Annotated in this window: 19 protein-coding genes; 9 read left to right on the forward strand and 10 right to left on the reverse strand. The window is 68.6% G+C overall.

The genetic code is table 11. The features are described from left to right. Window positions 1-30: 30 nt before the first annotated feature. Window positions 31-1,512 carry an ABC transporter substrate-binding protein gene (locus N1F91_RS24375; protein WP_289996066.1) on the reverse strand — a complete coding sequence of 494 codons (1,482 nt, stop codon included), beginning with the start codon at window positions 1,510-1,512 and terminating at the stop codon, window positions 31-33. A gap of 232 nt (window positions 1,513-1,744) precedes the next feature. Between N1F91_RS24375 and N1F91_RS24380 the strand changes: the two genes are divergently transcribed. Continuing rightward, window positions 1,745-2,416, forward strand: a complete 672-nt coding sequence (locus N1F91_RS24380; protein WP_289996067.1) for a glutathione S-transferase — start codon at window positions 1,745-1,747, stop codon at window positions 2,414-2,416. Window positions 2,417-2,435: 19 nt separating this feature from the next. On the opposite strand, the gene N1F91_RS24385 is transcribed toward N1F91_RS24380, so the two are convergent. Together N1F91_RS24385 and N1F91_RS24390 are read right to left on the reverse strand one after the other, a co-directional pair. After that, window positions 2,436-2,870 carry a L,D-transpeptidase gene (locus N1F91_RS24385; protein WP_289996068.1) on the reverse strand — a complete coding sequence of 145 codons (435 nt, stop codon included), beginning with the start codon at window positions 2,868-2,870 and terminating at the stop codon, window positions 2,436-2,438. A 95-nt stretch (window positions 2,871-2,965) separates the two neighbouring features. Further along, complete coding sequence (locus N1F91_RS24390) at window positions 2,966-4,237, reverse strand: acetylornithine deacetylase/succinyl-diaminopimelate desuccinylase family protein (protein WP_289996070.1); 1,272 nt, start codon at window positions 4,235-4,237, stop codon at window positions 2,966-2,968. Between the two features lie 229 nt (window positions 4,238-4,466). On the opposite strand from N1F91_RS24390, the gene N1F91_RS24395 reads away from it, so the two are divergent. From N1F91_RS24395 to N1F91_RS24410, 4 genes are all read left to right on the forward strand, one after another. Beyond that, window positions 4,467-4,898 carry a L,D-transpeptidase gene (locus N1F91_RS24395; protein WP_289996071.1) on the forward strand — a complete coding sequence of 144 codons (432 nt, stop codon included), beginning with the start codon at window positions 4,467-4,469 and terminating at the stop codon, window positions 4,896-4,898. 164 nt (window positions 4,899-5,062) lie between these two features. Continuing rightward, complete coding sequence (locus N1F91_RS24400) at window positions 5,063-7,900, forward strand: molybdopterin oxidoreductase family protein (protein ID WP_289996074.1); 2,838 nt, start codon at window positions 5,063-5,065, stop codon at window positions 7,898-7,900. A gap of 361 nt (window positions 7,901-8,261) precedes the next feature. Continuing rightward, the gene (locus tag N1F91_RS24405) at window positions 8,262-9,026 is read left to right on the forward strand and encodes a 4Fe-4S dicluster domain-containing protein (RefSeq protein WP_289996075.1); all 765 of its coding nucleotides are present in this window, start codon (window positions 8,262-8,264) and stop codon (window positions 9,024-9,026) included. A 66-nt stretch (window positions 9,027-9,092) separates the two neighbouring features. Then, window positions 9,093-10,007 carry a DmsC/YnfH family molybdoenzyme membrane anchor subunit gene (locus N1F91_RS24410; RefSeq protein ID WP_289996076.1) on the forward strand — a complete coding sequence of 305 codons (915 nt, stop codon included), beginning with the start codon at window positions 9,093-9,095 and terminating at the stop codon, window positions 10,005-10,007. On the opposite strand, the gene N1F91_RS24415 is transcribed toward N1F91_RS24410, so the two are convergent. From N1F91_RS24415 to N1F91_RS24435, 5 genes are all read right to left on the reverse strand, one after another. After that, window positions 10,004-11,002, reverse strand: a complete 999-nt coding sequence (locus N1F91_RS24415; RefSeq protein ID WP_289996077.1) for a lipid A biosynthesis lauroyl acyltransferase — start codon at window positions 11,000-11,002, stop codon at window positions 10,004-10,006. The two genes, N1F91_RS24410 and N1F91_RS24415, sit on opposite strands and share 4 nt — an antisense overlap. After that, window positions 11,002-12,033 (reverse strand): zinc-binding dehydrogenase, encoded by a 1,032-nt coding sequence (locus N1F91_RS24420; protein ID WP_289996079.1) that lies wholly within the window; start codon window positions 12,031-12,033, stop codon window positions 11,002-11,004. The genes N1F91_RS24415 and N1F91_RS24420 overlap by 1 nt, the downstream gene beginning before the upstream one ends. Window positions 12,034-12,067: 34 nt before the next feature. Beyond that, window positions 12,068-13,339 (reverse strand): beta-ketoacyl-ACP synthase, encoded by a 1,272-nt coding sequence (locus tag N1F91_RS24425; protein ID WP_289996080.1) that lies wholly within the window; start codon window positions 13,337-13,339, stop codon window positions 12,068-12,070. A gap of 31 nt (window positions 13,340-13,370) precedes the next feature. Beyond that, the gene (locus N1F91_RS24430; protein WP_289996082.1) at window positions 13,371-14,549 is read right to left on the reverse strand and encodes a beta-ketoacyl-ACP synthase; all 1,179 of its coding nucleotides are present in this window, start codon (window positions 14,547-14,549) and stop codon (window positions 13,371-13,373) included. A 103-nt stretch (window positions 14,550-14,652) separates the two neighbouring features. Continuing rightward, entirely contained in the window at window positions 14,653-14,934 is a 282-nt protein-coding gene (locus N1F91_RS24435) for an acyl carrier protein (RefSeq protein WP_126702456.1), read from the reverse strand. Between the two features lie 211 nt (window positions 14,935-15,145). Between N1F91_RS24435 and N1F91_RS24440 the strand changes: the two genes are divergently transcribed. Further along, on the forward strand, window positions 15,146-16,042 hold the full coding sequence (locus N1F91_RS24440) for a PfkB family carbohydrate kinase (RefSeq protein WP_289996084.1): 897 nt from the start codon (window positions 15,146-15,148) through the stop codon (window positions 16,040-16,042). Beyond that, window positions 16,039-17,088 (forward strand): tagatose 1,6-diphosphate aldolase, encoded by a 1,050-nt coding sequence (locus N1F91_RS24445; protein WP_289996085.1) that lies wholly within the window; start codon window positions 16,039-16,041, stop codon window positions 17,086-17,088. The genes N1F91_RS24440 and N1F91_RS24445 overlap by 4 nt, the downstream gene beginning before the upstream one ends. A gap of 61 nt (window positions 17,089-17,149) precedes the next feature. Here N1F91_RS24445 and N1F91_RS24450 read toward each other — a convergent pair whose 3' ends face one another. Beyond that, entirely contained in the window at window positions 17,150-17,713 is a 564-nt protein-coding gene (locus tag N1F91_RS24450) for a histidine phosphatase family protein (RefSeq protein WP_289996086.1), read from the reverse strand. Window positions 17,714-17,788: 75 nt separating this feature from the next. After that, window positions 17,789-18,361, reverse strand: a complete 573-nt coding sequence (locus N1F91_RS24455) for a histidine phosphatase family protein (RefSeq protein ID WP_289996088.1) — start codon at window positions 18,359-18,361, stop codon at window positions 17,789-17,791. 46 nt (window positions 18,362-18,407) lie between these two features. On the opposite strand from N1F91_RS24455, the gene N1F91_RS24460 reads away from it, so the two are divergent. After that, window positions 18,408-19,820, forward strand: a complete 1,413-nt coding sequence (locus N1F91_RS24460) for a hypothetical protein (RefSeq protein WP_289996089.1) — start codon at window positions 18,408-18,410, stop codon at window positions 19,818-19,820. Further along, window positions 19,768-20,916, forward strand: coding sequence for a Gfo/Idh/MocA family oxidoreductase (locus tag N1F91_RS24465; protein ID WP_354670559.1), 1,149 nt, complete (start codon window positions 19,768-19,770; stop codon window positions 20,914-20,916). Before N1F91_RS24460 ends, N1F91_RS24465 begins: the two co-directional genes overlap by 53 nt. The last annotated feature ends 137 nt before the right edge of the window (window positions 20,917-21,053 follow it).

Below are 21,053 nucleotides of genomic sequence, written 5' to 3' on the forward strand. Positions count from 1 at the left end.
GTCCGCCGGCGAGCGGGCGGACGCCTGTCCTCAATCCGCCCACTTCACCCCGGTCAGGTCCGTGGCCTGAATCGGCGCGTTTTCCCACATGCCTTCGAGCTTGGCGTCCCAGACGCCGACCTTCGGCAGCTGGAACAGGAAGCCGTTCACCGCGTCCTTGGCGAGGATCTCCTGCGCCTGCTTGAACAGCTCGTTGCGCTTGGCTTGGTCGGAGGCGACGTCGAGCTCGGCGATCACCTTGTCGAAGTCCGGGTTGTCGTAGTTGAAGTAGTAGTCCTTGCGGGCATAGATCCCGATGTCGTTCGGCTCGGTGTGCGAGACGATCGTCAGGTCGTAGTCCTTGCCCTTGAAGGCCTGTTCCAGCCACTGCGCCCATTCCACCGGGATGATCTCGAGCTCGATGCCGATCTCGCGCAGCTGCGAGGCGATCACCTGGCCGCCGTCGCGGGCATAGGCCGGGGGCGGCAGCTTCAGCGTCGCCTTGAAGCCGTCCGGATAGCCGGCCTCCTTCAGCAGCGCCTTGGCCTTGTCGAGGTCGAGCGGGTAGGTGCCGGTCAGGTCGACATAGGCCTCGTTGGCGGGCGAGAAATGCGAGCCGATGGGCGTACCCAGGCCCGACGAGCCGGCCGCCATGATGGCGTCGCGGTCGAGCGCATGCGCGATCGCCTGGCGCACCTTCAGATTGTCGAAGGGGGCCTTCTTGTTGTTCGTCGCAAGAACCGTCTCGCCCTCCGTCGCGCCGATCACCACCTCGAAGCGGGAATCGGACTGGATCTGCGGCAGCGCGTCGCCGGCCGGCATGTTCGGGAAGGCGTGCACGTCGCCCGACAAAAGCGCAGGCACGGCCGCCGCGGCATCCGGGATGATGCGGAACTCGGCCTTGTCCAGCGCCACTGCCTCGCCCCAGTAATCCGGGTTCTTGACGATGGTGATCGACGAGCCCTTGGCCCAGTTGTCGAACTTGAACGGGCCGGTGCCGATCGGCTTTTCCTTGTTGCCCTCGGCGCTCTCGGGCGCGACGATCACGGCGTCGCCCCAGCCGAGATTGTAGAGGAACGAACCCTGCGGCTGCTTCAGCGTCACCTTGACCGTGGTCGGGTCGACGGCCTCGACCGAATCGATCTGGGCGAACAGGCCCTTCTGGGCATTGGTGGAATCCTCGGCGCGGGCGCGGTCGAGCGAGAACTTCACGTCCTCGGCGGTGAGGTCCGACCCGTCGTGGAATTTCACGCCCTCGTGCAGCTTGAAGGTGTAGACCTTGCCGTCGTCCGAAATCTCCCAGCTCGCGGCCAGCGCGGGCTCGACCTCGCCTGCGGGGCCGATGCTCGTCAGGCCCTCGAAGACGTTGGCATAGACCACCTCGTCGATGGCAGCCGCGGCGCCGGCCGTCGGATCGAGATGCGGCGGCTCCAGCACGACGCCCACCACCACGTCGGTGCGTGCGGCGAAGGCCGCGGTCGACGAGGCCAGCGCGAGCGCCGTCGCAGCCAGTATGCTTTTCCAGGCAGTCATTGTTTTTGCTCCCATTGTTGCCGGATCGGTGCGCGATCAAAGCGCGATTTTTAGCGGGAGTAAATCGCGTTTCGCTTGGACCAGCCCTCTGTCGCCGATTTTTCGCCGCGCGCCTCCTGTCCTGCCGCCTTTGCGGGCAACTGCCGATGGCGCATGAGCCACGGGACGCATGGATCGAGCGGCGGCGATCCTGTAGAAGGGCCGCGACTTTCAGCCACGCGGGACCGCAGTCATGATCACCGTCCACTACCTCGAAAAGTCCCGCGCCCATCGCGCGCTCTGGCTGCTCGAGGAACTCGGCCTCGACTACGAGGTGAAGACCTATCTCCGCACCAGGGAGTACCGCGCGCCGGAGAGCCTGAAGGCCGTCCACCCGCTCGGCAAGTCGCCGGTGATCGAGGACGACGGCCGCGTCGTCGCAGAAAGCGGCGCGATCACCGAATATCTCGTGGAAAGATATGGCGGCGAGAGCCTTCGCCCCGCCGCCGGCACCGACGAGCGGCTGCGCTACACCTACTGGATGCACTATGCCGAAGGGTCCGCGATGCCGCTTCTCGTCATGAAGCTCATCTTCTCGCGGCTGCCCTCGCAGATGCCGTTCTTCCTGCGCCCGATCGCGCGCATGATCTCCGGCGGCGTCAACGGCAAGCTGATCGACCCGCAGCTCGCCGACCACCTGGCACTCTGGAAGTCGGAACTCGCCCGCGATGGATACTTCGCCGGCAGTGCCTTCTCGGCCGCCGACATCGCCATGAGCTTTCCGGTCGAGGCAGGTCTCACCCGCATCGCCGACGGCCAGGACGTCGCCGTGCTGCACCGCTGGCTGGAGGCGATTCGCGCCCGCCCGGCCTACCAGCGCGCCATCGCGCGCGGCGGCGACACCTACGGCTATTCGAAGACCTGAGGCTCGCCCGCCGCCGCCCTCACGGCTCGACGACGATCATCACGTTGTCGAGCCCCTCGCGCTTGGCCATTTCGAACAGGATCGCGGCATTGTCGGGATGCAGCCTGACGCATCCCGCCGAGGCCGGCTGGCCGAGCTTGGAGATGCTCGTCGTGCCGTGGACGGCGTAGTTGCCGTTATAGAAGATCGAGAACGGCATCGGCGCGTTGTCGTAGATACTGGATTTGTGGTTCTTCGACAGCCACTTCGCCTTCCAGCTTCCCACCGGCGTGACCTTGCCGCGCCGGGCGGTCGAGACCGGCCAGGTGTGCATCGGCAGGCCGTTGTAGGTCACCGTCATCTGCTGCTGGGCGATGTTGACCCGCGCCACGACCGTGGCTGCTTCGGCTGCCATCGGCGCCAGCGTGGCAAGGGCGCAGAAGACCAGCGTGGCCGCGATTGCGTTGCGTTTCATGGAGACCCCCATTTGCCCGTATGAGCTTCTGTTCAAACGACAAACAGGTTTCGGTCCAGTCAACATGCGTTCAAATCTTCGTCAGTGACTGGCGCTCAGCCGCCGCGCAGCAGCTTGTCGAGGCTCATCGCCATGACCTTGGCCGACTCCACCATGTCGGCGATCCCCACCCACTCGTCGGGCGTATGGGCGAGGTCGAGGATGCCGGGGCCATAGGCCACGCAGTCGTGCAGATGACCGATGCGCGCGATGTGCTTCTGGTCGTAGGTGCCCGGCGACACGACATAGTCCGGCTCCTTGCCCAGCACCTCGCGGATGCCCGCCGCGATCGCCGCTGCCACCGGCGCGTCGCGCTCGGTCATCAGCGGCAGAACCTCCATCAGGTCCTTGACCACGTAGTCGAAGCGCGGCCGGTCCTGCTTCAGCCGCTCGAGGATCGACAGCACTTCGCCCTTCACCGTCTGGATGTCCTCTTCCAGCAGGAAGCGCCGGTCTATGACGATGCGGCAGGAATCCGGCACGTTGGGGGAGGGCAGTCCGGGGAAGAAGTCCTCGGTCTGGCCGCCATGGATGGAGTTGATGTTCATCGTCGAGCGCCGCGCGCCTTCCGGCACCACCGGCGTCCGGGTCTGCTTCTGGTCGAGCGCCGGGAACAGCTCCTCTTCGAAGGCATGCAGCACGGCGCCCATGTGGCGTACCGCCGAATCGCCGAGGAACGGCATCGAGCCATGCGCGATCGTGCCCTTGGTCTCGATCTCGGCCCACCACACGCCGCGATGGCCAAGGCAGATCCGGTCCTTGTTCAGCGGCTCGGGAATGATGACGTGGTCGACGCGCGGCTTGGAGAAGTAGCCGAGCTTGGCGAGATGGGCGACGCCGCCGAAGCCGCCGGACTCCTCGTCCACCGTGCCCGACACCTCGATCGCGCCCGGATAGTCCGGATTGACCTCGAGGAAGGCCTCCACCGCGATGATCGACGCGGCGAGCCCGCCCTTCATGTCGCAGGCGCCGCGCCCGTAGACGCGGCCGTCCTTCACCACGCCGCCGAACGGATCCACGGTCCAGCCTTCGCCGGCCTCCACAACGTCGATGTGCGAGTTGAAGTGCACCGTCGGGCCGGGCTTCCCGCCCTCGCGCCGCGCGATCACGTTGGTGCGCGGGTAGCGGTCCGAATCGCCGGGCGCCCCTTCGCCGCGAATCAGCGTCGTCTCGAAGCCCGACCGCCGCATGCGTTCGCCGATGAACTCGGCGCACGGCGTGTAGGCGTCGCCCGGCGGGTTCACGGTCGGGAAGCGGATCAGGTCCGAGGTGAGGGTGACGAGGTCGTCGGTGCGGGCCTCGATGGCGCGGAAGAGCTGTTCATTCATGATGGTCGAATTGAGCAGGTCCGGCGCGCCCTTTGCAAGCGCAAGCCTGTGGAAACGGCTGGCCCAGCGGCAGCGGCATGGTGGCGCAGCGCCCGCCGCCCTGAAACCGCTCGCAAACCGCCCGGAAACCGCTCGGTAACGATCTGTTGCGGCAGTGTAAAACTGTTCACTTACAGTTCACGTCCGGCGACGTACCGTAGCGTCATCGGCAACATTAAAAGGTTACGTCATGAGAAAGTTCGTATTGATGGTTACGGCCGCCGCGGCGATGCTGGTCGCCGCCGCATCCGCAAGCTTCGCCAGCGCGCTGGTTGCGCGGGTCGACGTGTCGAGCCAGACCATGACGGTCTCGAAGCACGGCCGCGTGCTCTACACCTGGCCCGTCTCGACGGCCCGCAGCGGCTACATCACGCCGCGCGGCCAGTACAAGCCCACCCGCATGCACAAGATGTGGTATTCGCGCAAATACGACATGTCGCCGATGCCCTATTCGATCTTCTTCCGCGGCGGCTACGCCATCCATGGCACCAACTACGTCAAGCAGCTCGGCCGCCCGGCCTCGCATGGCTGCGTCCGCCTGCACACCGCCAACGCGGCCCGGCTCTACGCCCTGGTCAAGGAGGTCGGCGCCGGCAACGCGCAGATCGTCGTGACCAACTGAACGCTTCCTCCCGAGGCGGACCGGCGGCCGCGCGCGACCTCCGTGCGGCTGCCTTTTCTTTGGTCCAGGAGACCGATCCGGTGAGGGCTGGGATCGAATAGCCGAACCTGACAATTCCCATGCGGCGCGGTCTTGTATAAGACTTCACCGCATGAGGGCCCTGCATGACCGTTGAACCGCGCCTGGCGCTGTCCGAACCCGTCGGCGACACGCTGCGCAAGACCACGTGCTACATGTGCGCCTGCCGCTGCGGCATCAATGTCCATCTCAAGGACGGGAAGATCCGCTACATCGAGGGCAACCGCGACCACCCGGTCAACCGCGGCGTGCTCTGCGCCAAGGGTTCCGCCGGCATCATGCAGCACCACGCGCCGGCGAGGCTCGACGGCCCTATGCTGCGGACGGGGCCGCGCGGCTCGGGCGAATTCCGCCGCATCGGCTGGGACGAAGCCTTCGAGATCGCCACCGGCTGGCTGGGCGAGGTGCGCCGCACCGACCCGAAGAAGCTCGCCTTCTTCACCGGCCGCGACCAGAGCCAGGCGCTCACCAGCTTCTGGGCGCAGCAGTTCGGCACGCCCAATTACGCCGCCCATGGCGGCTTCTGCTCCGTCAACATGGCCGCCGCCGGCATCATGACCATCGGCGGCGCCTTCTGGGAGTTCGGCGCGCCCGACTGGGACCGCACGAAGCTCTTCGTCATGTTCGGCGTCGCGGAAGACCATGATTCGAACCCGCTGAAGATCGGCATCTCCAAGCTCAAAAGCCGCGGCGCCCGCTTCGTTTCGGTCAATCCCGTCCGCACCGGCTATTCCTCGATCGCCGACAACTGGATCGGCGTGCGGCCCGGCACCGACGGGCTCCTGATCCTGTCGCTGGTGCACGAGCTGCTCAAGGCGCGCTTCATCGACGTCGACTATCTCGTCCGCTACTCCAATGCCGCATGGCTGGTCATCGACGCGCCTGGCACGGCCGACCACGGCCTCTTCGCCCGCGATGGCGAGGGCAGGGCGCTGGTCTGGGACACCGCGACAGGAACGGCCGCGGCCGACGGCCCCGGCATCCGCCCCGCGCTCTCCGGCCGCTTCACCCTCGACGACGGCCGCGCCGCCGTCCCGTCCTTCCAGCTTCTGGCCGAAACCTATCTCGACGAGCGCTACGCACCCGACGCCGTCGCCGCCGAGACCGGCGTCGCCGCCGACACCATCCGCGGCCTGGCCGCCGAGATCGGCCGTGTCGCCTTCGAGGAGGCGATCACGGTCGAGCAGGCCTGGACCGACATGCGCGGGCAGACGCACACGCATTTCGTCGGCCGGCCGGTCTCCTTCCACGCCATGCGCGGCATCTCGGCCCATTCCAACGGCTTCCAGACCGCGCGCGCGCTGCACATGCTGCAGGTGCTGATCGGCGCCGTCGACTGCCCCGGCGGCTTCCGCTTCGAGCCGCCCTATCCCAAGCCCGTCGAGGCGCATCCGCGCCCGCACGGCAAGGCCGAGCATTTCGGCTCCTCGCAGTCGCTCGCCGGCCCGCATCTCGGCTTTCCGCGCGGCCCGGAGGATCTGCTGGTCGACGCCGAGGGCAATCCGGCGCGCATCGACAAGGCCTTCTCCTGGGACGCGCCGATCTCGGCCCACGGGCTGATGCACATGGTCATCTCCAACGCCCATGCCGGCGACCCGTATCCGATCGACGTGCTGTTCCTCTACATGGCCAATATGGCCTGGAACTCGTCGATGAACACCGGCGGCGTCATCCGCATGCTGGAGGACAAAGATCCCGAAACCGGCGAGTACCGCATCCCGAAGATCATCGTCTCCGACGCCTATTCGTCGGAGATGGTCGCCTATGCCGATCTCGTCCTCCCGGACACGACCTATCTCGAGCGGCACGACTGCATCTCGATGCTCGACCGGCCGATCTCCGAGCCCGATGCCGTGCAGGACGCGATCCGCTGGCCGGTCGTCGAGCCCGACCGCGACGTCCGCGGCTTCCAGTCGGTGCTGCTCGATCTCGGCGCGCGCCTGCGTCTGCCGGGCTTTGCCGACAGCCGCGGCACGCCGCTCTACCGCGATTATGCCGACTACATCGTCCGCCACGAGCGCCGCCCCGGCATCGGCCCGCTCGCCGGCTTCCGCGGCGCCGACGGCGACCGCACCGGCCGCGGCGCGGCCAACCCGGCCCAGCTCGAGCGCTATGTCGAGAACGGCTCCTTCTTCGTCCACCATCTGCCGCCCGAGGCGCTGTTCTTCAAGCACGCCAACCGCGCCTACCAGGATCTCGCGGTGAAGATGGGCTTCTTCGACACGCCGCAGCCCGTCACCTTCCAGCTCTACCAGGAGACGCTGCAGAAGTTCCGCCTGTCGGCGCAGGGCCTGCGCGAGCCGGTGGCGCCGCAAACCCATCGCGCGCGCATCCTCGCCGTCTTCTCCCCGCTGCCTTCATGGTATCGCCCGCTGGAGGAGGCCGCGATCGACCGCGACGCCTTCCCGTTGCACGCCATCACCCAGCGACCGGCGGCGATGTACCATTCCTGGGGCTCGATGAACGCCTGGCTGCGCCAGATCCACACGAGGAACCCGCTCTACGTGCCCGGCGCCGTCTGCGACGCGGCTGGCCTCGTCGACGGCGACTGGGCCTGGGTGATCTCGCCGCACGGCCGCATCAAGGTCGAGGTCGCCCGCATGGAAGCGGTCAACGGCGCCACGCTCTGGACCTGGAACGCCATCGGCAAGCGCAAGGGCGCCTGGGGCCTGTCGCCGGACGCCCCCGAAGCGAAGCGCGGCTTCCTGCTCAACCACCTCATCAACGAACTGCTCCCGCCGAAGTCCGACGGCATGCGCTGGTCGAACTCCGACCCGATCACCGGCCAGGCCGCCTGGTACGATCTGCGCGTCCGCATCGAGAAGGCCGAGCGGGGGGAGGAGGCCGAGCCGCAGTTTTCAGCCGTCGCTGCGCCCGGGACGAGGCCGGCGGAGCTTCGCTACGGGCAGGAGTGGAGCAAGTGAGCGGGAGGTTTATGCGCGGCGGACGGGCGGCGGTAGAGCAGGCGATTGCCAGGTATTCGCCCGGCACACCCCCACCCCTCACCCCTCCCCTCAAGGGGGAGGGGGACCTGAGACGTCGGCGCTCCCCCTCCCCCTTGAGGGGAGGGGTAAGGGGTGGGGGTATCCCACGCACTGCACTTGAAGAGCGTGGAGGTATCCCACGCACTGCGCTTGAAGAGCGTGGGGGTATCCCACGCACTGCGCTTGAAGAGCGTGGAGGTATCCCATGCACTGCGCTTGAAGAACGTGGGGATATCCCACGCACTGCGTTTGAACCGGCATGGGGTATCCCGCACTCCCCACTCCGGAAGGCCACGCCCGCATGACCTCCCTGCCTTCCCTCCCCACCCCGAAGAAACTCGGCCTCGTCATCGATCTCGACGTCTGCGTCGGCTGCCATGCCTGCGTGGTCAGCTGCAAGGAGTGGAACACCGGCGGCTATGGCGCGGCACTCTCCGACCAGCAGCCCTACGGCGCCGACGTCTCCGGCGCCTGGCTGAACCGCATCCACACGTTCGAGGTGGTGCCGCAGGGCGGCGAGATCGTCGGCGAGGCGGGCGATGCGCGCATCGTCCATTTTCCGAAGAGCTGCCTGCACTGCGAGGACGCGCCCTGCGTCACCGTCTGCCCGACCGGCGCCTCCTACAAGCGCGCCGCCGACGGCATCGTGCTCGTCGACGAGGACAAGTGCATCGGCTGCGGCCTCTGCGCCTGGGCCTGTCCCTATGGCGCGCGCGAGATGGACGTGGCCGCGGGCGTCATGAAGAAGTGCACGCTCTGCATCGACCGCATCTACAACGAGACCTTCGAGGAGGTGGACCGCGTGCCAGCCTGCGTGCGCACCTGCCCGGCCAATGCCCGCCATTTCGGCAATTTCGCCGATCCGGCCTCCGATGTCTCGCGCATGGTCGAAGCGCGCGGCGGCATCGACCTGATGCCGGAGCAGGGCACCCGGCCCGTCAACAAGTACCTCCCGCCGCGGCCGCGCCAGCCGCTTGCCGGCATGGCCGCCCTGCCGCTCGCCGAAAACACCGAAGGCGCCCGGGGCTTCTTCGCCTGGCTCGACGGCATGCTGGACAGGATCTGACGTGATACGTACCGTCTTGCCGCAACCTTGCGCCACACCGTTCGACCGGCGTGCCGGAGTCGCCTGATGCATCCGGCCCCCTCGATCATCCTCTTCACGGTCTGCTCGGGCCTCGGCTACGGCCTCGCGGTCATGCTGGGCCTTGGCCTGCTCGATCCCGCGGCCCTCGCCACCAAGCTCGCGCATGTCCTCGCTCTCGCCCTGATCGGCGGCGGGCTCCTGTCGTCGACGCTCCACCTCGGCAATCCGCAGCGCGCCTGGCGCGCATTCTCGCAATGGCGCTCGAGCTGGCTGTCGCGCGAGGGCGTCATGGCGGTCGCGACCTTCGTGCCGCTGACGCTCGCAGCCGCGCTGGCGCTCTTCGCCGACCGGTTCTGGCTGCCGCTCGCTCTTGTCGGCGCCGCGATGGCGGTCACCACGGTCTACTGCACGGCCATGATCTATGCCTCGCTTCGCACGGTCGAAGCCTGGGCGACGCCGCTGACGCCCGCCTGCTACGTCGCCTTCTCGCTCGCCGGAGGGGCGCTGCTGGCGACGCTCTTTGCAGCGCTCGGGGGCGGTGCGCCGCGCGGGCCGGGTCTTGCTGCCCTGCTGCTTCTCGCCGTCGCGTGGGTCCTCAAGCGCGCCTGGAAGCGCCGCCAGTCCGCGCTCGCCTCCGCCTCGACGCCCGCGACGGCGACCGGCCTCGGCGCCATCGGCACCGTGCGGCTGCTCGAGCGTCCGCACATGACGGAGAACTACCTGACCCGCGAGATGGGCTTCAAAGTCGCGCGCAAGCATGCCGCCAAGCTCTGGCGCATCGCGCTCGGCCTCGGCCTGCTGGTTCCGGCGGCGGGGCTCGCCGTGCTCCTCGCGGCACCGCAGGGAACGCCGGCCACTGTCGCCGCGGCGCTGGCCTGCCTCGGCTTCGTCGCCGGGCTGCTCGTCGAGCGCTGGCTCTTCTTTGCCGAGGCACGGCACGCGGTGATGAACTACTACTAGCCTCGTCCGCGCTTGGGATCCCGCGGCTTCGGCCGGCGGAAGCGCTGCCTGAGCCGCATCTCCCAGCGGCGGTGGAACCACATCCACTGCCCGGGGTCCTCGCGGATCCAGCCCTCGACCACGTCGTTGAGGAGCTGCGCCGTCGCATTCACGTCGACCGTTCCGGTCTCCGTGCGCGGCAGCTCCAGTTTCTCGTGCAGTTCAAGCCGGAACCGGTTGTCGGGCAGCCGCACGCAGCGGGCCGGATGGACCGGGCAGTCATAGTGGCGCGCCAGCTTGGCCAGCAGCGGGTTGGTCTGGCACGGCCGGCCGAAGAAGGTCGTCTGGATGCCGCCGGAGAACTTCTGGTCGACCAGCAGGCCGATATTGCCGCCATTGTCGAGGATGCGCGCCAGCGTGAAGGCGGAGCCGCGGCCGGACGCGACGAGGTCGCCCATGCTCTCGCTGCGCGTTTCCAACAGCTGCGCGGCCAGGAACGGATTGTTCGGCGCCCGAAACAGCGCGCTGATTTCCAGCTCGTAGGCCGCCGCCACCGTCGGCAGGATCTCGAAATTGCCGAGATGGCCGGTGAAGAAGATGTGCGGTCCCTTCTCCTCGCGCAGCCGCACGAACAGATCCTCGCCGACGATCTCGATGTTGGCCGGCAGCCCCGTCGCCGGATCGGCCTGCGTCAGCTGCTCCATGTAGACATATTCGCCGACCAGCCGCGCCATGTTGCCCCACATGTCGAGCGCGATGGCCTGGATCTCCGCCTCGTCCTTCTCCGGATAGGCGGCGCGCAGGTTGGAAAGGGCGGCGCGATGGCGGCCCATCAGCGGGCCGATCCGCCGCGCGTTGCGATCGAGGAAATTGAGCGAGGCGGTCGCAGGCAGGAGGCGCAGGATCCGCAGCACGGTCAGCGCAAACTGCGCCACGATCCAGTAATTGAGGTGTCGCATCACGCGCAGCGCGCGCGCGGCGAGCGGCCTGAACCTGCCAGCGCCCCGCGACGGCATCAGGACGAAACGCGAAGCACGATCTTGCCGAAGACCGAGCGACCTTCCATCCGCTCAAGCGCGGTGCCGATGCCGTCGAAGCCGATCTCGGTGTCGATCACCGGATGGACGATGCCGCGGGCCATCTTCTGCATGGCGTCGGCCATGTTCTCCATCCGGCAGCCGAAGGAGCCGAGGATCTTCAGCTGCTGCTGGAACAGCTGCATCAGGTTCATCGACGTCGATACGCCCGACGTCGAGCCGCAGGTCACCAGCCGTCCGCCGCGCTTCAGGCACAGCATGGAGCCGGCCCAGGTGTCGGCGCCGACATGCTCGAAGACGACGTCGACACCCTTCTTTTTCGTCAGTTTGCGCACCACGCCCTCGAAGCGGTCGGTGCGATAGTTGATCACGTGGTCGGCGCCCAGCGCCTTCGCCTTGTCGATCTTGTCGTCGGAGCCCACGGTGGTGATCACCGTGCAGCCCATCCGCTTGGCGAGCTGGATCGCCGCCGTGCCGATGCCCGAGCCGCCGGCATGGACGAGGATGGTCTCGCCTGGCTCGAGCTTCGCATTGTCGAACAGCATGTGTTCCACGGTACCGAAGGTCACGGGGGCCAGCGCCGCGCCCACGTCGTCGACGCCGGGCGGGGCCGGCACCAGGAGGCGTGCCGGCAGGTTGATCTTCTCCTGCGCGAAGCCGTCGAGATGGAAGCCATGCACGCCGGCCACGTTCTCGCAGAGGTTGTCGCGCCCGGCGCGGCAATGGCGGCACAGCCCGCAGGTCCGCGCGCCATAGATCGACACCAGCTGTCCCGGCAGCAGTCCCGAAACGCCCGGACCGACGGAATCGACCACGCCGGAGGCCTCGGCGCCCACCGTCAGCGGCATCTTGCGCTTGGCGAAGGCCATGCCGCGCCAGCCCCAGACGTCGATGTGGTTCAGCGCCACGACCCGGACCGCGACCGTCACCTCGCCGAGGCCCGGCGGCGGCGGCGGTGCCAGGTCGACGGTCTCAAGGCGGCGTTCGTCGACGAGTTGCAGTGCACGCATGGAAAAGGCGGACCCCGTTGGAAGGCTGGTCCGCTTAGACCGGTTCGCGGGTCATGACAAGGCAGGCGTTCTGGCCGCCGAAGCCGAAGGAGTTCGACAGCACGCTCGCGACGGCGCGCTCGCGCCTGACGTTCGGCACCACGTCGAGGTCGATCGCCGGGTCCGGATTGTCGTAATTGATCGTCGGCGGAATGACGCCTTCGCGCATCGTCATCAGCGAGATCGCCGCCTCGATCGCGCCCGCCGCCGACAGCGTGTGGCCGATCATCGACTTGTTCGACGACACCGGGATCGAGCGGATGCGCTCGCCGAACACCGTCGACAGCGACAGATGCTCCATCTTGTCGTTCTCGGGCGTCGAGGTGCCGTGCGCGTTGACGTAGTCGATCTCGTCTTCCGCCATGCCCGCGTCGGCGAGTGCGGCGCGCACCGCCGCGATCGCCGGCGAGCCGTCGGGCTTCGAGCGCGTGCGGTGGAAGTCGTCGGCCTTTTCGCCGCAGCCGCGCATGACGCCGAGGATGGTGGCGCCGCGCGCCGTCGCCGCCTCCAGCGATTCCAGCACCAGCGCCGCCGAGCCTTCGGCCAGCACGAAGCCGTCGCGGTCCTTGGAGAAGGGCTTCGACGCCTTCTGCGGCGGGTCGTTCTGGGTCGACAGTGCCGACAGCAGCGCAAACCGGATCAGCGCCTCGGCCGTAGCCGAGCCGTCGGCGCCGATCGCCAGCGCCCGGTCGCTCTCGCCGCGGCGGATCGCCTCGACGCCGAGCTGGATCGCGGTTGCGCCCGACGCGCAGGCGGTGGACGTGGTGATCGGCAGGCCGCGCGTGCCGAAGGTGTCGGCCAGCCGGTCGACCACCGCGCCGAACTGCGTGTCGTCCTCGTAGACCTCGCCCGGCACGGCATGCGCCGCGGCCAGCAGCCGCGCATAGCCCTGCTGATCGGCGCTGCCGCGCCTGTAGAGATCGAAGCGCTGGTTCCAGCCCAGTTCCACCGGCGGGGCGGCGAGAAACAGCGGCCCCCCGAAATCGCCGCCGATGCCCGCCTGGCCGGTCGCCTCTCGGCCGGCGAGCTCGGCCATCTCATGCGTCAGCGCGCTGGCGCTGCGGCCGCTCGAGGCCAGGAAGTCCACCATGCCCGAGATGCGGGTGTTGAGGTGGTCGGTCGGGAAGCGCGTGATCGGGTGGATGCCCGATTTCCCCGCCGTCAGCGCGGCCCAGTTCTCGTCCTTGCCGACGCCGAGCGACGTGACGATGCCGATGCCGGTGACGACCACGATCGGCCGTCCGAAACTGTCCGTCATGCTGCGCATGGCATTCTCCTTGTCGGTTCCGCCAGCCCGCTCAAGCGGCCGAGACGACGGCCGCGCCCTCGTAGCGGCGCGAGCCAACTGTCGTCACCAGCACGCCGTCCTGTACCTGCACCGGCGCGTCGAACGCCGGGTCGAACGGAGCCAGCGTCGCGCCGTGGCGCACCGCGATCGCCGCCAGCGCCACCGCGAAGGGAAACTGCGCTTCCTTCAGGTGACCCGTCAGGGTGGAAAAGCCCCGCACCGACTGCAGGCCGCGGCCGTCGAGCGACGTCTTCTCCGCCGCGGTTGCGGAATGTGCGCCGGATGCACCGGACATGACGGGCAGGGCGGAACCGCCGAGCGCGTCGATCATCGCACCGATCGCCATGGCGAGATCCTCGCTGCCGCGCCGCGCCCGCCCCGACGCGACCTTGCCGACCGCCGCGTAGCCTGCCCGGCCGCGGCCGGTCGCATGGGCGCGCGATTCGATCACCAGGAAGGCCGCACCGGAGCCCGTCACCACGCCGCCGCCGTGCATCCCGCCGCGCGACCACACCGGCGCCCAGGCGTCGCGGTGCAGCGCGCCGCCCACCTCGTAGCCGAGCAGGTGGTCGGGGTGTTCGGTATTGAAGGCGGCGCCGACGAGCAGGTGGCTCGACTGCCCGGCGTGGATGCGCGCCACCGCCGTCTCGATCGCCGAGACACCGGCGCCTTCCTCGCCCATGAAGGTGCGCGACGAGCCCGTCACCTTGTGGACGATGGAGATGTTGCCGGCGAGCAGGTTGGACAGCTGCGCGAGAAACAGCGTCGGCCGCAGTTCGGTGGTGAGTTTCTCGTTGATCAGCACGCCGCGGTCGTTGCGCTGCAGCGAGGCCTCGAGGATGTCGCCGTCCACCGCCACGTCGCGTTCGCCGCCGCCAGCGGCCACGATCATGTCCATCGTCGCCGACAGCGCCTCGTCGCCCTTCAGGCCGGCATCGTCGAGCGCCAGCCCCGCGGCATAGGTGCCCAGCCGCTGCCAGGCTTCCATCTGGCGCAGGTCGCCGCGCTTGGCGATCTGGCTGCCCCAGTCGATCTCGGGTAGCGGATGGACGGTGTAGGGCACGAAGCGCTCGGTATCGAGCACCGGCCTGGGCTGCGGCGCGGTAAGGGCGGAAAGATGCGCCTCGGGTCCTTCGCCGAGCGAAGAGACGATGCCGATGCCGGTGATGATTGCGTCGTGCTGGTTCATACGCGGATCATGTGACGTCGCGGCTCGCATGCGTCAAGCCCGCCGGTTCCGGCTGCGTGACGCCGGCGAAGCCCCTGCCTCACCGGGCAGCCCCGCAGATGGATCAGGCCGACTTGGCGGCCACGAGGGCGTCGATCTTGGCGCAGAGGTTCTTCATCACGAAGTACTCCTCGGTCGAGGCCTTGCCGTCGTTGACCTCCTGCGTCCACTTTTCGAGCGGGATCTTGATGCCGAACTCCTTGTCGATCGCGAAGACGATGTCGAGGAAGTCGAGGCTGTCGATGCCCAGATCGTCGATCGTATGGCTTTCGGGCGTGATGGTGTCGCGGTCCATCTCGCTCGTGTCGGCGATGATGTCGGCCACCTTTTCGAATGTCGTGGACACGGTGTGAGTACCTCAAGAGTGTGGGGGGACGGTCTGTCGCGCTCTCTAATCCGTTTTGCCGCGGAGTCAAAGTCCCAATCATCCACCGGAACGCGAACCGCGCCGGCGAAATCGCTCCTCGCCGCGTGACGTCAAGTCTTGTAACTTATATAAGACTCGGTATCCTTCGTCCGTCCGCAGCGAGGCGGACCGTGATCCTTCGGCTGGCGACATGACCACCATCCTCACCGTCGGGGTCGCCGTGATCGACATCGTCATGTCGATCGACGCGCTGCCCCGCAAAGCAGAGAAGTACCGCGCCCGCGACGCCGCCATCGTCGGCGGCGGCTGTGCTGCCAATGCGGCGGCGGCGGTCGCGCGCCTCGGCGGCCGGGCCCTGCTCGCCGCGCGGACCGGGCAGGACCGGATCGGCGACCTGATCGTCTCTGGCCTCGAGGCCGAAGGTGTCGATTGCGGCCTCGTGCGCCGCATCGCCGCCGGGCGCTCGTCCTTCTCCTCGATCTACGTCGACGCCGCCGGCGAGCGGCAGATCGTCAATTTCCGCGACCTGGCGCTGAGCTTCGACGGCGGCTGGCTCGAGGGTCGCATCCCCGACGGTGTCGACGCGATTCTGGCCGACACCCGCTGGCCGCAGGGAGCGGCCGTCGCCATGGCGGCGGCGCGCGATCGCGGCATCCCCGGCGTCCTCGACGCCGAGGCCCCAGTGCGCGAGGCCGGGGAGGCGCTGCGGCTCGCCTCGCACGTCGCCTTCTCGGCACAGGGCCTGCGCGACCTGACCGGGATCGAGAACCTCGACGCCGCGCTCGCGGCGGCGCGGGACGAGACCGGCGCCTGGGTCTGCGTCACCGACGGTGCCGCCGGCGTCACCTTCTTCGAGCACGGCACGCTCGCCCACGAGCCGGCCTTCGCGGTCGAGGTGGTCGACACGCTCGGCGCCGGCGACGTCTGGCACGGCGCCTTTGCGCTGGCTCTCGGCGAGGGGGAGGACCCGCGCGCGGCCATCCGCTTCGCCAGCGCCGTCGCCGCGCTCAAATGCACGCGCTTCGGCGGCCGGACCGGAACACCGGACCGCGCCGAGGCCGAAGCCTTCCTGAGGAGCAGGACATGATCGACCTTTCGCCCGGCAAGCTCTGGGGCATGCGCCGCATGGCCGATGCCGCCGGCCGCTTCAAGATGACGGCGGTCGACCAGCGTCCGCCGATCAAGAACCCGATCGCCCGCCACTACGGCCTCAAGGACGCGCCCTGGGAGGATGTCGCCGCCTTCAAGACCCTGCTGATCGAGACGCTGCAGGACGAGTCCTCTGCCATGCTGCTCGATCCGCATTACGCCATCCCGCGCGGCATCGGCAGGCTGTCCGCGCAGAAGGGCCTGATCGTCACGCTGGAGGATTCGATCTTCGTCGAGACGCGGGAGGGGCGCCTGTCGTCCGAAATCGACGACTGGTCGGTGGAGAAGATCAAGCGCATGGGCGCCGACGCGGTCAAGGTGCTCGCCTGGTACCGCCCGGATGCCGGCGACACGGTGAATCGACATCAGAAGGACTTCGTGCGGCGCATCGGCGAGGCCTGCCACCGCTTTGACATTCCTTTCCTTTTCGAGCTTTTGGTCTATCCGCTCGCAAAGGACGCGCACCAGACGACCGACTATGTCGAGATGAAGGGCAAGAAGGCCGACGACGTGCTCGCCTCCGTCGAGGAATTCGCCAGGCCCGACTACGGCGTCGACGTCTTCAAGCTGGAGAGCCCGGTCAATGCCGGCGACGCGCCGGGCGTCGGCGGCGAGGGCTGGGAGGACGTCCAGACCGTCTTCGACGAACTCGGTAGGCTCGCCGGCCGGCCCTGGGTGATGCTGTCGGCCGGTGCCGGCAAGGCCGATTTCCGCAACATCCTCACCCATGCCTACAGGGCCGGCGCGTCCGGCTATCTTGCCGGCCGCGCGATCTGGCTGGAAGCCTTCGGCCATTTTCCCGACTGGCCGGCGATGCGCACCGGGCTCGAAGGCGGCGCGGTCGGCTACATGCGCGACCTCAACGCCCTGACCGATGCTGAAGCGCTCCCCTGGTACCGCCACCCGGCCTTTGGACCCGACGGCGCCGGCTTCCGGCCCGCCGATGCGTCCTTCCGGCACGTCTATGGCGGGATGGGGCTCTAGGCCGATGCCGCAGAAGACGCAGTCCGTTCGAGGGCAGGCGCGCGCCGCACGGCGTCCGGCGTCAGTTGAAGATGATCCGCGCCTGCACCGGCAGCATGTCGTTGCCGGGCCGGACGATCAGCGCCTCGCCCTCGCGGGCCGCGCGGCCGGTCAGCGCCTGGATGGTGGGCAGATCGGTCACCATCACGATGTTGTCCGAACCACGATAGTTGCGCACGATATCCAGGACGGCTTCGCGCGACCCGGCATCGTATTCGGCATTGCCAAGGGGTGGATCGAGAGGCGGGAACACTTCGATCGGGATCCGCTGGAAGGCGAGCTCGGCCGTCGTCAGGGCCCGACAGAGCCTGCTCGAATAGACCTTCTCCACCGGTGCGGCGCGCGCCGCCATGAGCGCGCCCATCTTGCGCGCCTGCAGCTTGCCGCGGTCCGAGAGGTTGCGCTGCGTGGCGCAGTCCTCGAAGTCGAAGGCCTCCGCGTCGGTGGTGCCGAGCGTGTAGGCATGCCGCAGCAGGATGACGTGGCCGCCTTCGCGCAGCAGCGCCCAGCCGGCCTCGGTGGCCCGGGCCATCGAGCCCGGCAGCGCGAACAGCAGCAGGGCTGCGGCAAGGATGGTGCGGATCATGAATCCTCCGGTTGGAACGTCTGGATACAGGCAAAGTGCAACCGAAGCAAAGCACCCGCTTCCGCGGCCCGTTTCTCACTCCGCGGCGGCCTGGTCGAAGCGGATGCGGCCGACGACGGCAATCTCGTTTCCGGAAGGCTCGACGACGATCGCCTCGCCCTGGCGCGGCACGATTCCGGTCAGCGCGGTGATGTTGACCTGATGCGTGACCATCACCTGCACGCCTTCACCGTCGAAGCCGGCGATCCGCGCTTTCGCGGCCGCCGTCTGCGCGGGCTCGGTCGAGCGATCGCCGAAGAAGGAGTCGATCGGCGGATACGGCTCCACCCGGTCGGCGCCGAAGGCGAGCCGCGCCGTTTCCAGCGACCGGCACCAGCGGCTCGACAGCACCGCGTCCACCCGAACGCTCCATTCGGCGAAGCGCTCGCCGATGCGCCGCGCCTGGGCGCGGCCCTCGTCCGAGAGGTTGCGCTGCGTGGCGCAGTCGGCGAGGTCGAAGCCGGCCGGGTCGCCCGTGCCGGGCGCCGTCGCATGCCGTATCAGCACCGTGCGTCCGCCTTCCGCCAGAAGCCGCCTGTCCGCTTCCTCGGCCCGCGCCGGGGCCGCGAGCACGAGGCCCATCGCCAGAACCGCCCACCACAACCGCATCCTCGTCGCCTCCGCGCCTCGATGCCGAACCATCTAGGGGACCGTCATGCCGGGTAAAGCAAGCGCGACCATCGGGCGCGTCGGGCTGCTGCCGCTCGGGCGGCCGACCTTCGACGTGCCCTTCGCCGAGGCGAACCTCGCCGCCATGCTCGCCGCGCTCGATGGCGCGGGCATCGAGACGGTCGGGCCACGGACGCTGCTGTTCGACGCCGACGCCACCCGCGCGGCAATCGCTGCCTTGAAAGGCGAGGGCATCGACCGGCTGCTCGTGCTGCAGGTCACCTTCACCGATGCCGGCATGGTGGCGGAGGCGTCGAACGCCTTCTCGCAGCCACTGGCGATCTGGTCGATCCCCGAGCCGCGCGCGGGCGGCCGGCTGCGGCTGAATTCCTTCTGCGGACTGAACCTTGCCGCCCACGCCCTCGGCCTGGCCGACCGCGCCTTCGGCCACCTGTATGCCGCGCCGGCCGCGCCCGATGTCGGGACGGCGCTTGTCGAACTGCTCTCCGGCGGCAGGCAGTCCGTCGCCGTCGAGACACGTGCGGCGAGCAGCGACGATGCGGCCGGCCGCGCTGCCGCGCAGTCGATACGCGGCGCCCGCATCGCCCGCATCGGCATGCATCCCGACGGCTTTCCGACCTGCTCCTACGACGCAGCCGACATCGCCGCGCTCGCTGGCGCCACCGTCGACGAACTCGAGCTCGCCGATCTCTTCGGTCGCGCCGGCACCGTCTCCCCCGAGACGCTCGCGCAGACCCGCGCGGCGGCCAGCGCCGACCTTGCCGGCCTCGACGCCGTCGACCAGGTTCAACTCGACCGTTCGCTGCGCCTGAAACCCGCCATCGAGGCGCTGCGGGCCGAGGGCCGCTACGACGCCTTCGCCATCCGCTGCTGGCCGGAGACCTTCACCGAATATGGCGGCGCGGTGTGCGGGCCGGTGTCGATGATGGGCGAGGCGCGGGTACCCTGCGCCTGCGAGGCCGACGTCTACGGCGCGCTGACGACGCTGCTGCTCCAGAAAATCGCCGATGCGCCGGCCTTCCTGACCGACCTCGTCGACCTCGACGCGGACGACGACACCGGCGTCGTCTGGCACTGCGGCCAGGCCCCGGTCTCGATGGCCGATCCCGACGCCCTGGCCCGCGCCACGATCCACACCAACCGGAAGATGCCGCTGCTCTACGAATTCCCGCTGAAGCCCGGCCGCGTCACCTTTTTCCGCATCAGCCAGGCGCGCGGCCGTCCGGTCGCGGTCATAGGCGGCGGCGAGATGCTGAAGCGGCCGATGGCCTTCACCGGAACCTCCGGCGTCGTCCGCTTCGACACGCCGGCCAGGATCCTGCTCGACCGCATCATGGGCGCGGCGCTCGAGCATCACATGGCGCTCGCCTATGGAGACCACCGGAATGCTCTCGACGCCGCTGCCCGATCGCTCGGCCTTCCCGTCCTCGATCTCTGACGTGCGGCCGATGACCATCCGCTACGGCATCATCGGTTCGGGCATGATGGGGCGCGAGCACATGCGCAACATCGGCCTGCTCGAAGGCACCGAGATCACCGCCGTCTCCGACCCGCATCTGGAAAGCCGCGAACTTGCGGCCGGTCCCTATGGCGAGCGCTGCCGCGCCTTCGCCGACCACCGCGACCTGCTTGCGTCGGGCCTCTGCGACGCGCTGGTCATCGCCAGCCCCAACGACACCCATGCCGCCATCCTGCGCGACGTGCTGGCGACGGACCTGCCGATCCTGGTCGAAAAGCCGCTCTGCGCCACTGTGGACGACTGCCGCGCGGTCCTGAAGCTCGCCGAGGGCAGGGGCGCCCCGGTCTGGGTGGCGATGGAATACCGCTACATGCCGCCGGTCGAGCGCCTGCGCGCCGAGCTCGCCGCCGGCACGGCCGGCCGGCTGAAGATGATCTCCATCCGCGAGCACCGCTTCCCCTTCCTGCACAAGGTCGGCGACTGGAACCGGTTCTCCGCCCGCACCGGCGGCACGCTGGTCGAGAAATGCTGCCACTTCTTCGACCTGATGCGGCTGCTCGCGCAGTCCGAGGCCGTCCGCGTCTACGCCTCAGGCGCCATGGACGTGAACTTCCTCGACGAACGCTACGACGGCCGCACCCCCGACATCCTCGACAACGCCTTCGTCGTCGTCGATTTCGCCAACGGCGTCCGTGCCATGCTCGATCTGTGCATGTTCGCCGAAGGCTCCTGGTGGCAGGAGCAGGTCGCCGTCACCGGCGACGCCGCCCGCATCGAGGCCTTCGTGCCGGGCCCCGCCCGCTTCTCGCCCGACGGCCGCGAACGGATGTCGGAAGTGGTGATCTCGCCCCGCACCACCAAGCAGCCCGTGCGCGAGGAAATCCATGTCGACGAGACCATCCTCGCCGCCGGCGACCACCACGGCTCCACCTTCTTCCAGCACCAGAAATTCCTCGATCTCGTCCGCCACGGCGGTCGCCCGGAAGTCTCGCTCGACGACGGACTGAAATCCGTCCTCATCGGCGCCGCCGCCGAAGAGAGCGCCCGAACGGGCAGGGCGGTGGATCTGGGGTAAAAATACGGGGGCAGTTATACCCCGACTCCCCGAACCCCCGAAGAAATGGCGTTGACGATCGTTTGGCGAGCGATTCTGCTGGGTGCATGATTCGCGGTGGTTTTCTGTCGAAGGACGGGCGTGCCCATCTCGAGGCG

This window comes from Aquibium sp. ELW1220 (assembly GCF_030398385.1).
Classification (GTDB): Bacteria; Pseudomonadota; Alphaproteobacteria; order Rhizobiales; family Rhizobiaceae; genus Aquibium.

What these genes read in the sequence shown, in the direction of transcription:
- N1F91_RS24460 (WP_289996089.1), top strand. Translation starts at nt 18,408, where the DNA reads ATGCCGGGTAAAGCAAGCGCGACCATCGGGCGCGTCGGGCTGCTGCCG.
- N1F91_RS24445 (WP_289996085.1), top strand. Translation starts at nt 16,039, where the DNA reads ATGATCGACCTTTCGCCCGGCAAGCTCTGGGGCATGCGCCGCATGGCC.
- N1F91_RS24425 (WP_289996080.1), bottom strand. Translation starts at nt 13,339, where the DNA reads ATGCGCAGCATGACGGACAGTTTCGGACGGCCGATCGTGGTCGTCACC.
- N1F91_RS24420 (WP_289996079.1), bottom strand. Translation starts at nt 12,033, where the DNA reads ATGCGTGCACTGCAACTCGTCGACGAACGCCGCCTTGAGACCGTCGAC.
- N1F91_RS24405 (WP_289996075.1), top strand. Translation starts at nt 8,262, where the DNA reads ATGACCTCCCTGCCTTCCCTCCCCACCCCGAAGAAACTCGGCCTCGTC.
- N1F91_RS24385 (WP_289996068.1), bottom strand. Translation starts at nt 2,870, where the DNA reads ATGAAACGCAACGCAATCGCGGCCACGCTGGTCTTCTGCGCCCTTGCC.
- N1F91_RS24450 (WP_289996086.1), bottom strand. Translation starts at nt 17,713, where the DNA reads ATGATCCGCACCATCCTTGCCGCAGCCCTGCTGCTGTTCGCGCTGCCG.
- N1F91_RS24390 (WP_289996070.1), bottom strand. Translation starts at nt 4,237, where the DNA reads ATGAATGAACAGCTCTTCCGCGCCATCGAGGCCCGCACCGACGACCTC.
- N1F91_RS24455 (WP_289996088.1), bottom strand. Translation starts at nt 18,361, where the DNA reads ATGCGGTTGTGGTGGGCGGTTCTGGCGATGGGCCTCGTGCTCGCGGCC.
- N1F91_RS24380 (WP_289996067.1), top strand. Translation starts at nt 1,745, where the DNA reads ATGATCACCGTCCACTACCTCGAAAAGTCCCGCGCCCATCGCGCGCTC.
- N1F91_RS24440 (WP_289996084.1), top strand. Translation starts at nt 15,146, where the DNA reads ATGACCACCATCCTCACCGTCGGGGTCGCCGTGATCGACATCGTCATG.
- N1F91_RS24415 (WP_289996077.1), bottom strand. Translation starts at nt 11,002, where the DNA reads ATGCCGTCGCGGGGCGCTGGCAGGTTCAGGCCGCTCGCCGCGCGCGCG.
- N1F91_RS24375 (WP_289996066.1), bottom strand. Translation starts at nt 1,512, where the DNA reads ATGACTGCCTGGAAAAGCATACTGGCTGCGACGGCGCTCGCGCTGGCC.
- N1F91_RS24395 (WP_289996071.1), top strand. Translation starts at nt 4,467, where the DNA reads ATGAGAAAGTTCGTATTGATGGTTACGGCCGCCGCGGCGATGCTGGTC.
- N1F91_RS24430 (WP_289996082.1), bottom strand. Translation starts at nt 14,549, where the DNA reads ATGAACCAGCACGACGCAATCATCACCGGCATCGGCATCGTCTCTTCG.
- N1F91_RS24465 (WP_354670559.1), top strand. Translation starts at nt 19,768, where the DNA reads ATGCTCTCGACGCCGCTGCCCGATCGCTCGGCCTTCCCGTCCTCGATC.
- N1F91_RS24400 (WP_289996074.1), top strand. Translation starts at nt 5,063, where the DNA reads ATGACCGTTGAACCGCGCCTGGCGCTGTCCGAACCCGTCGGCGACACG.
- N1F91_RS24410 (WP_289996076.1), top strand. Translation starts at nt 9,093, where the DNA reads ATGCATCCGGCCCCCTCGATCATCCTCTTCACGGTCTGCTCGGGCCTC.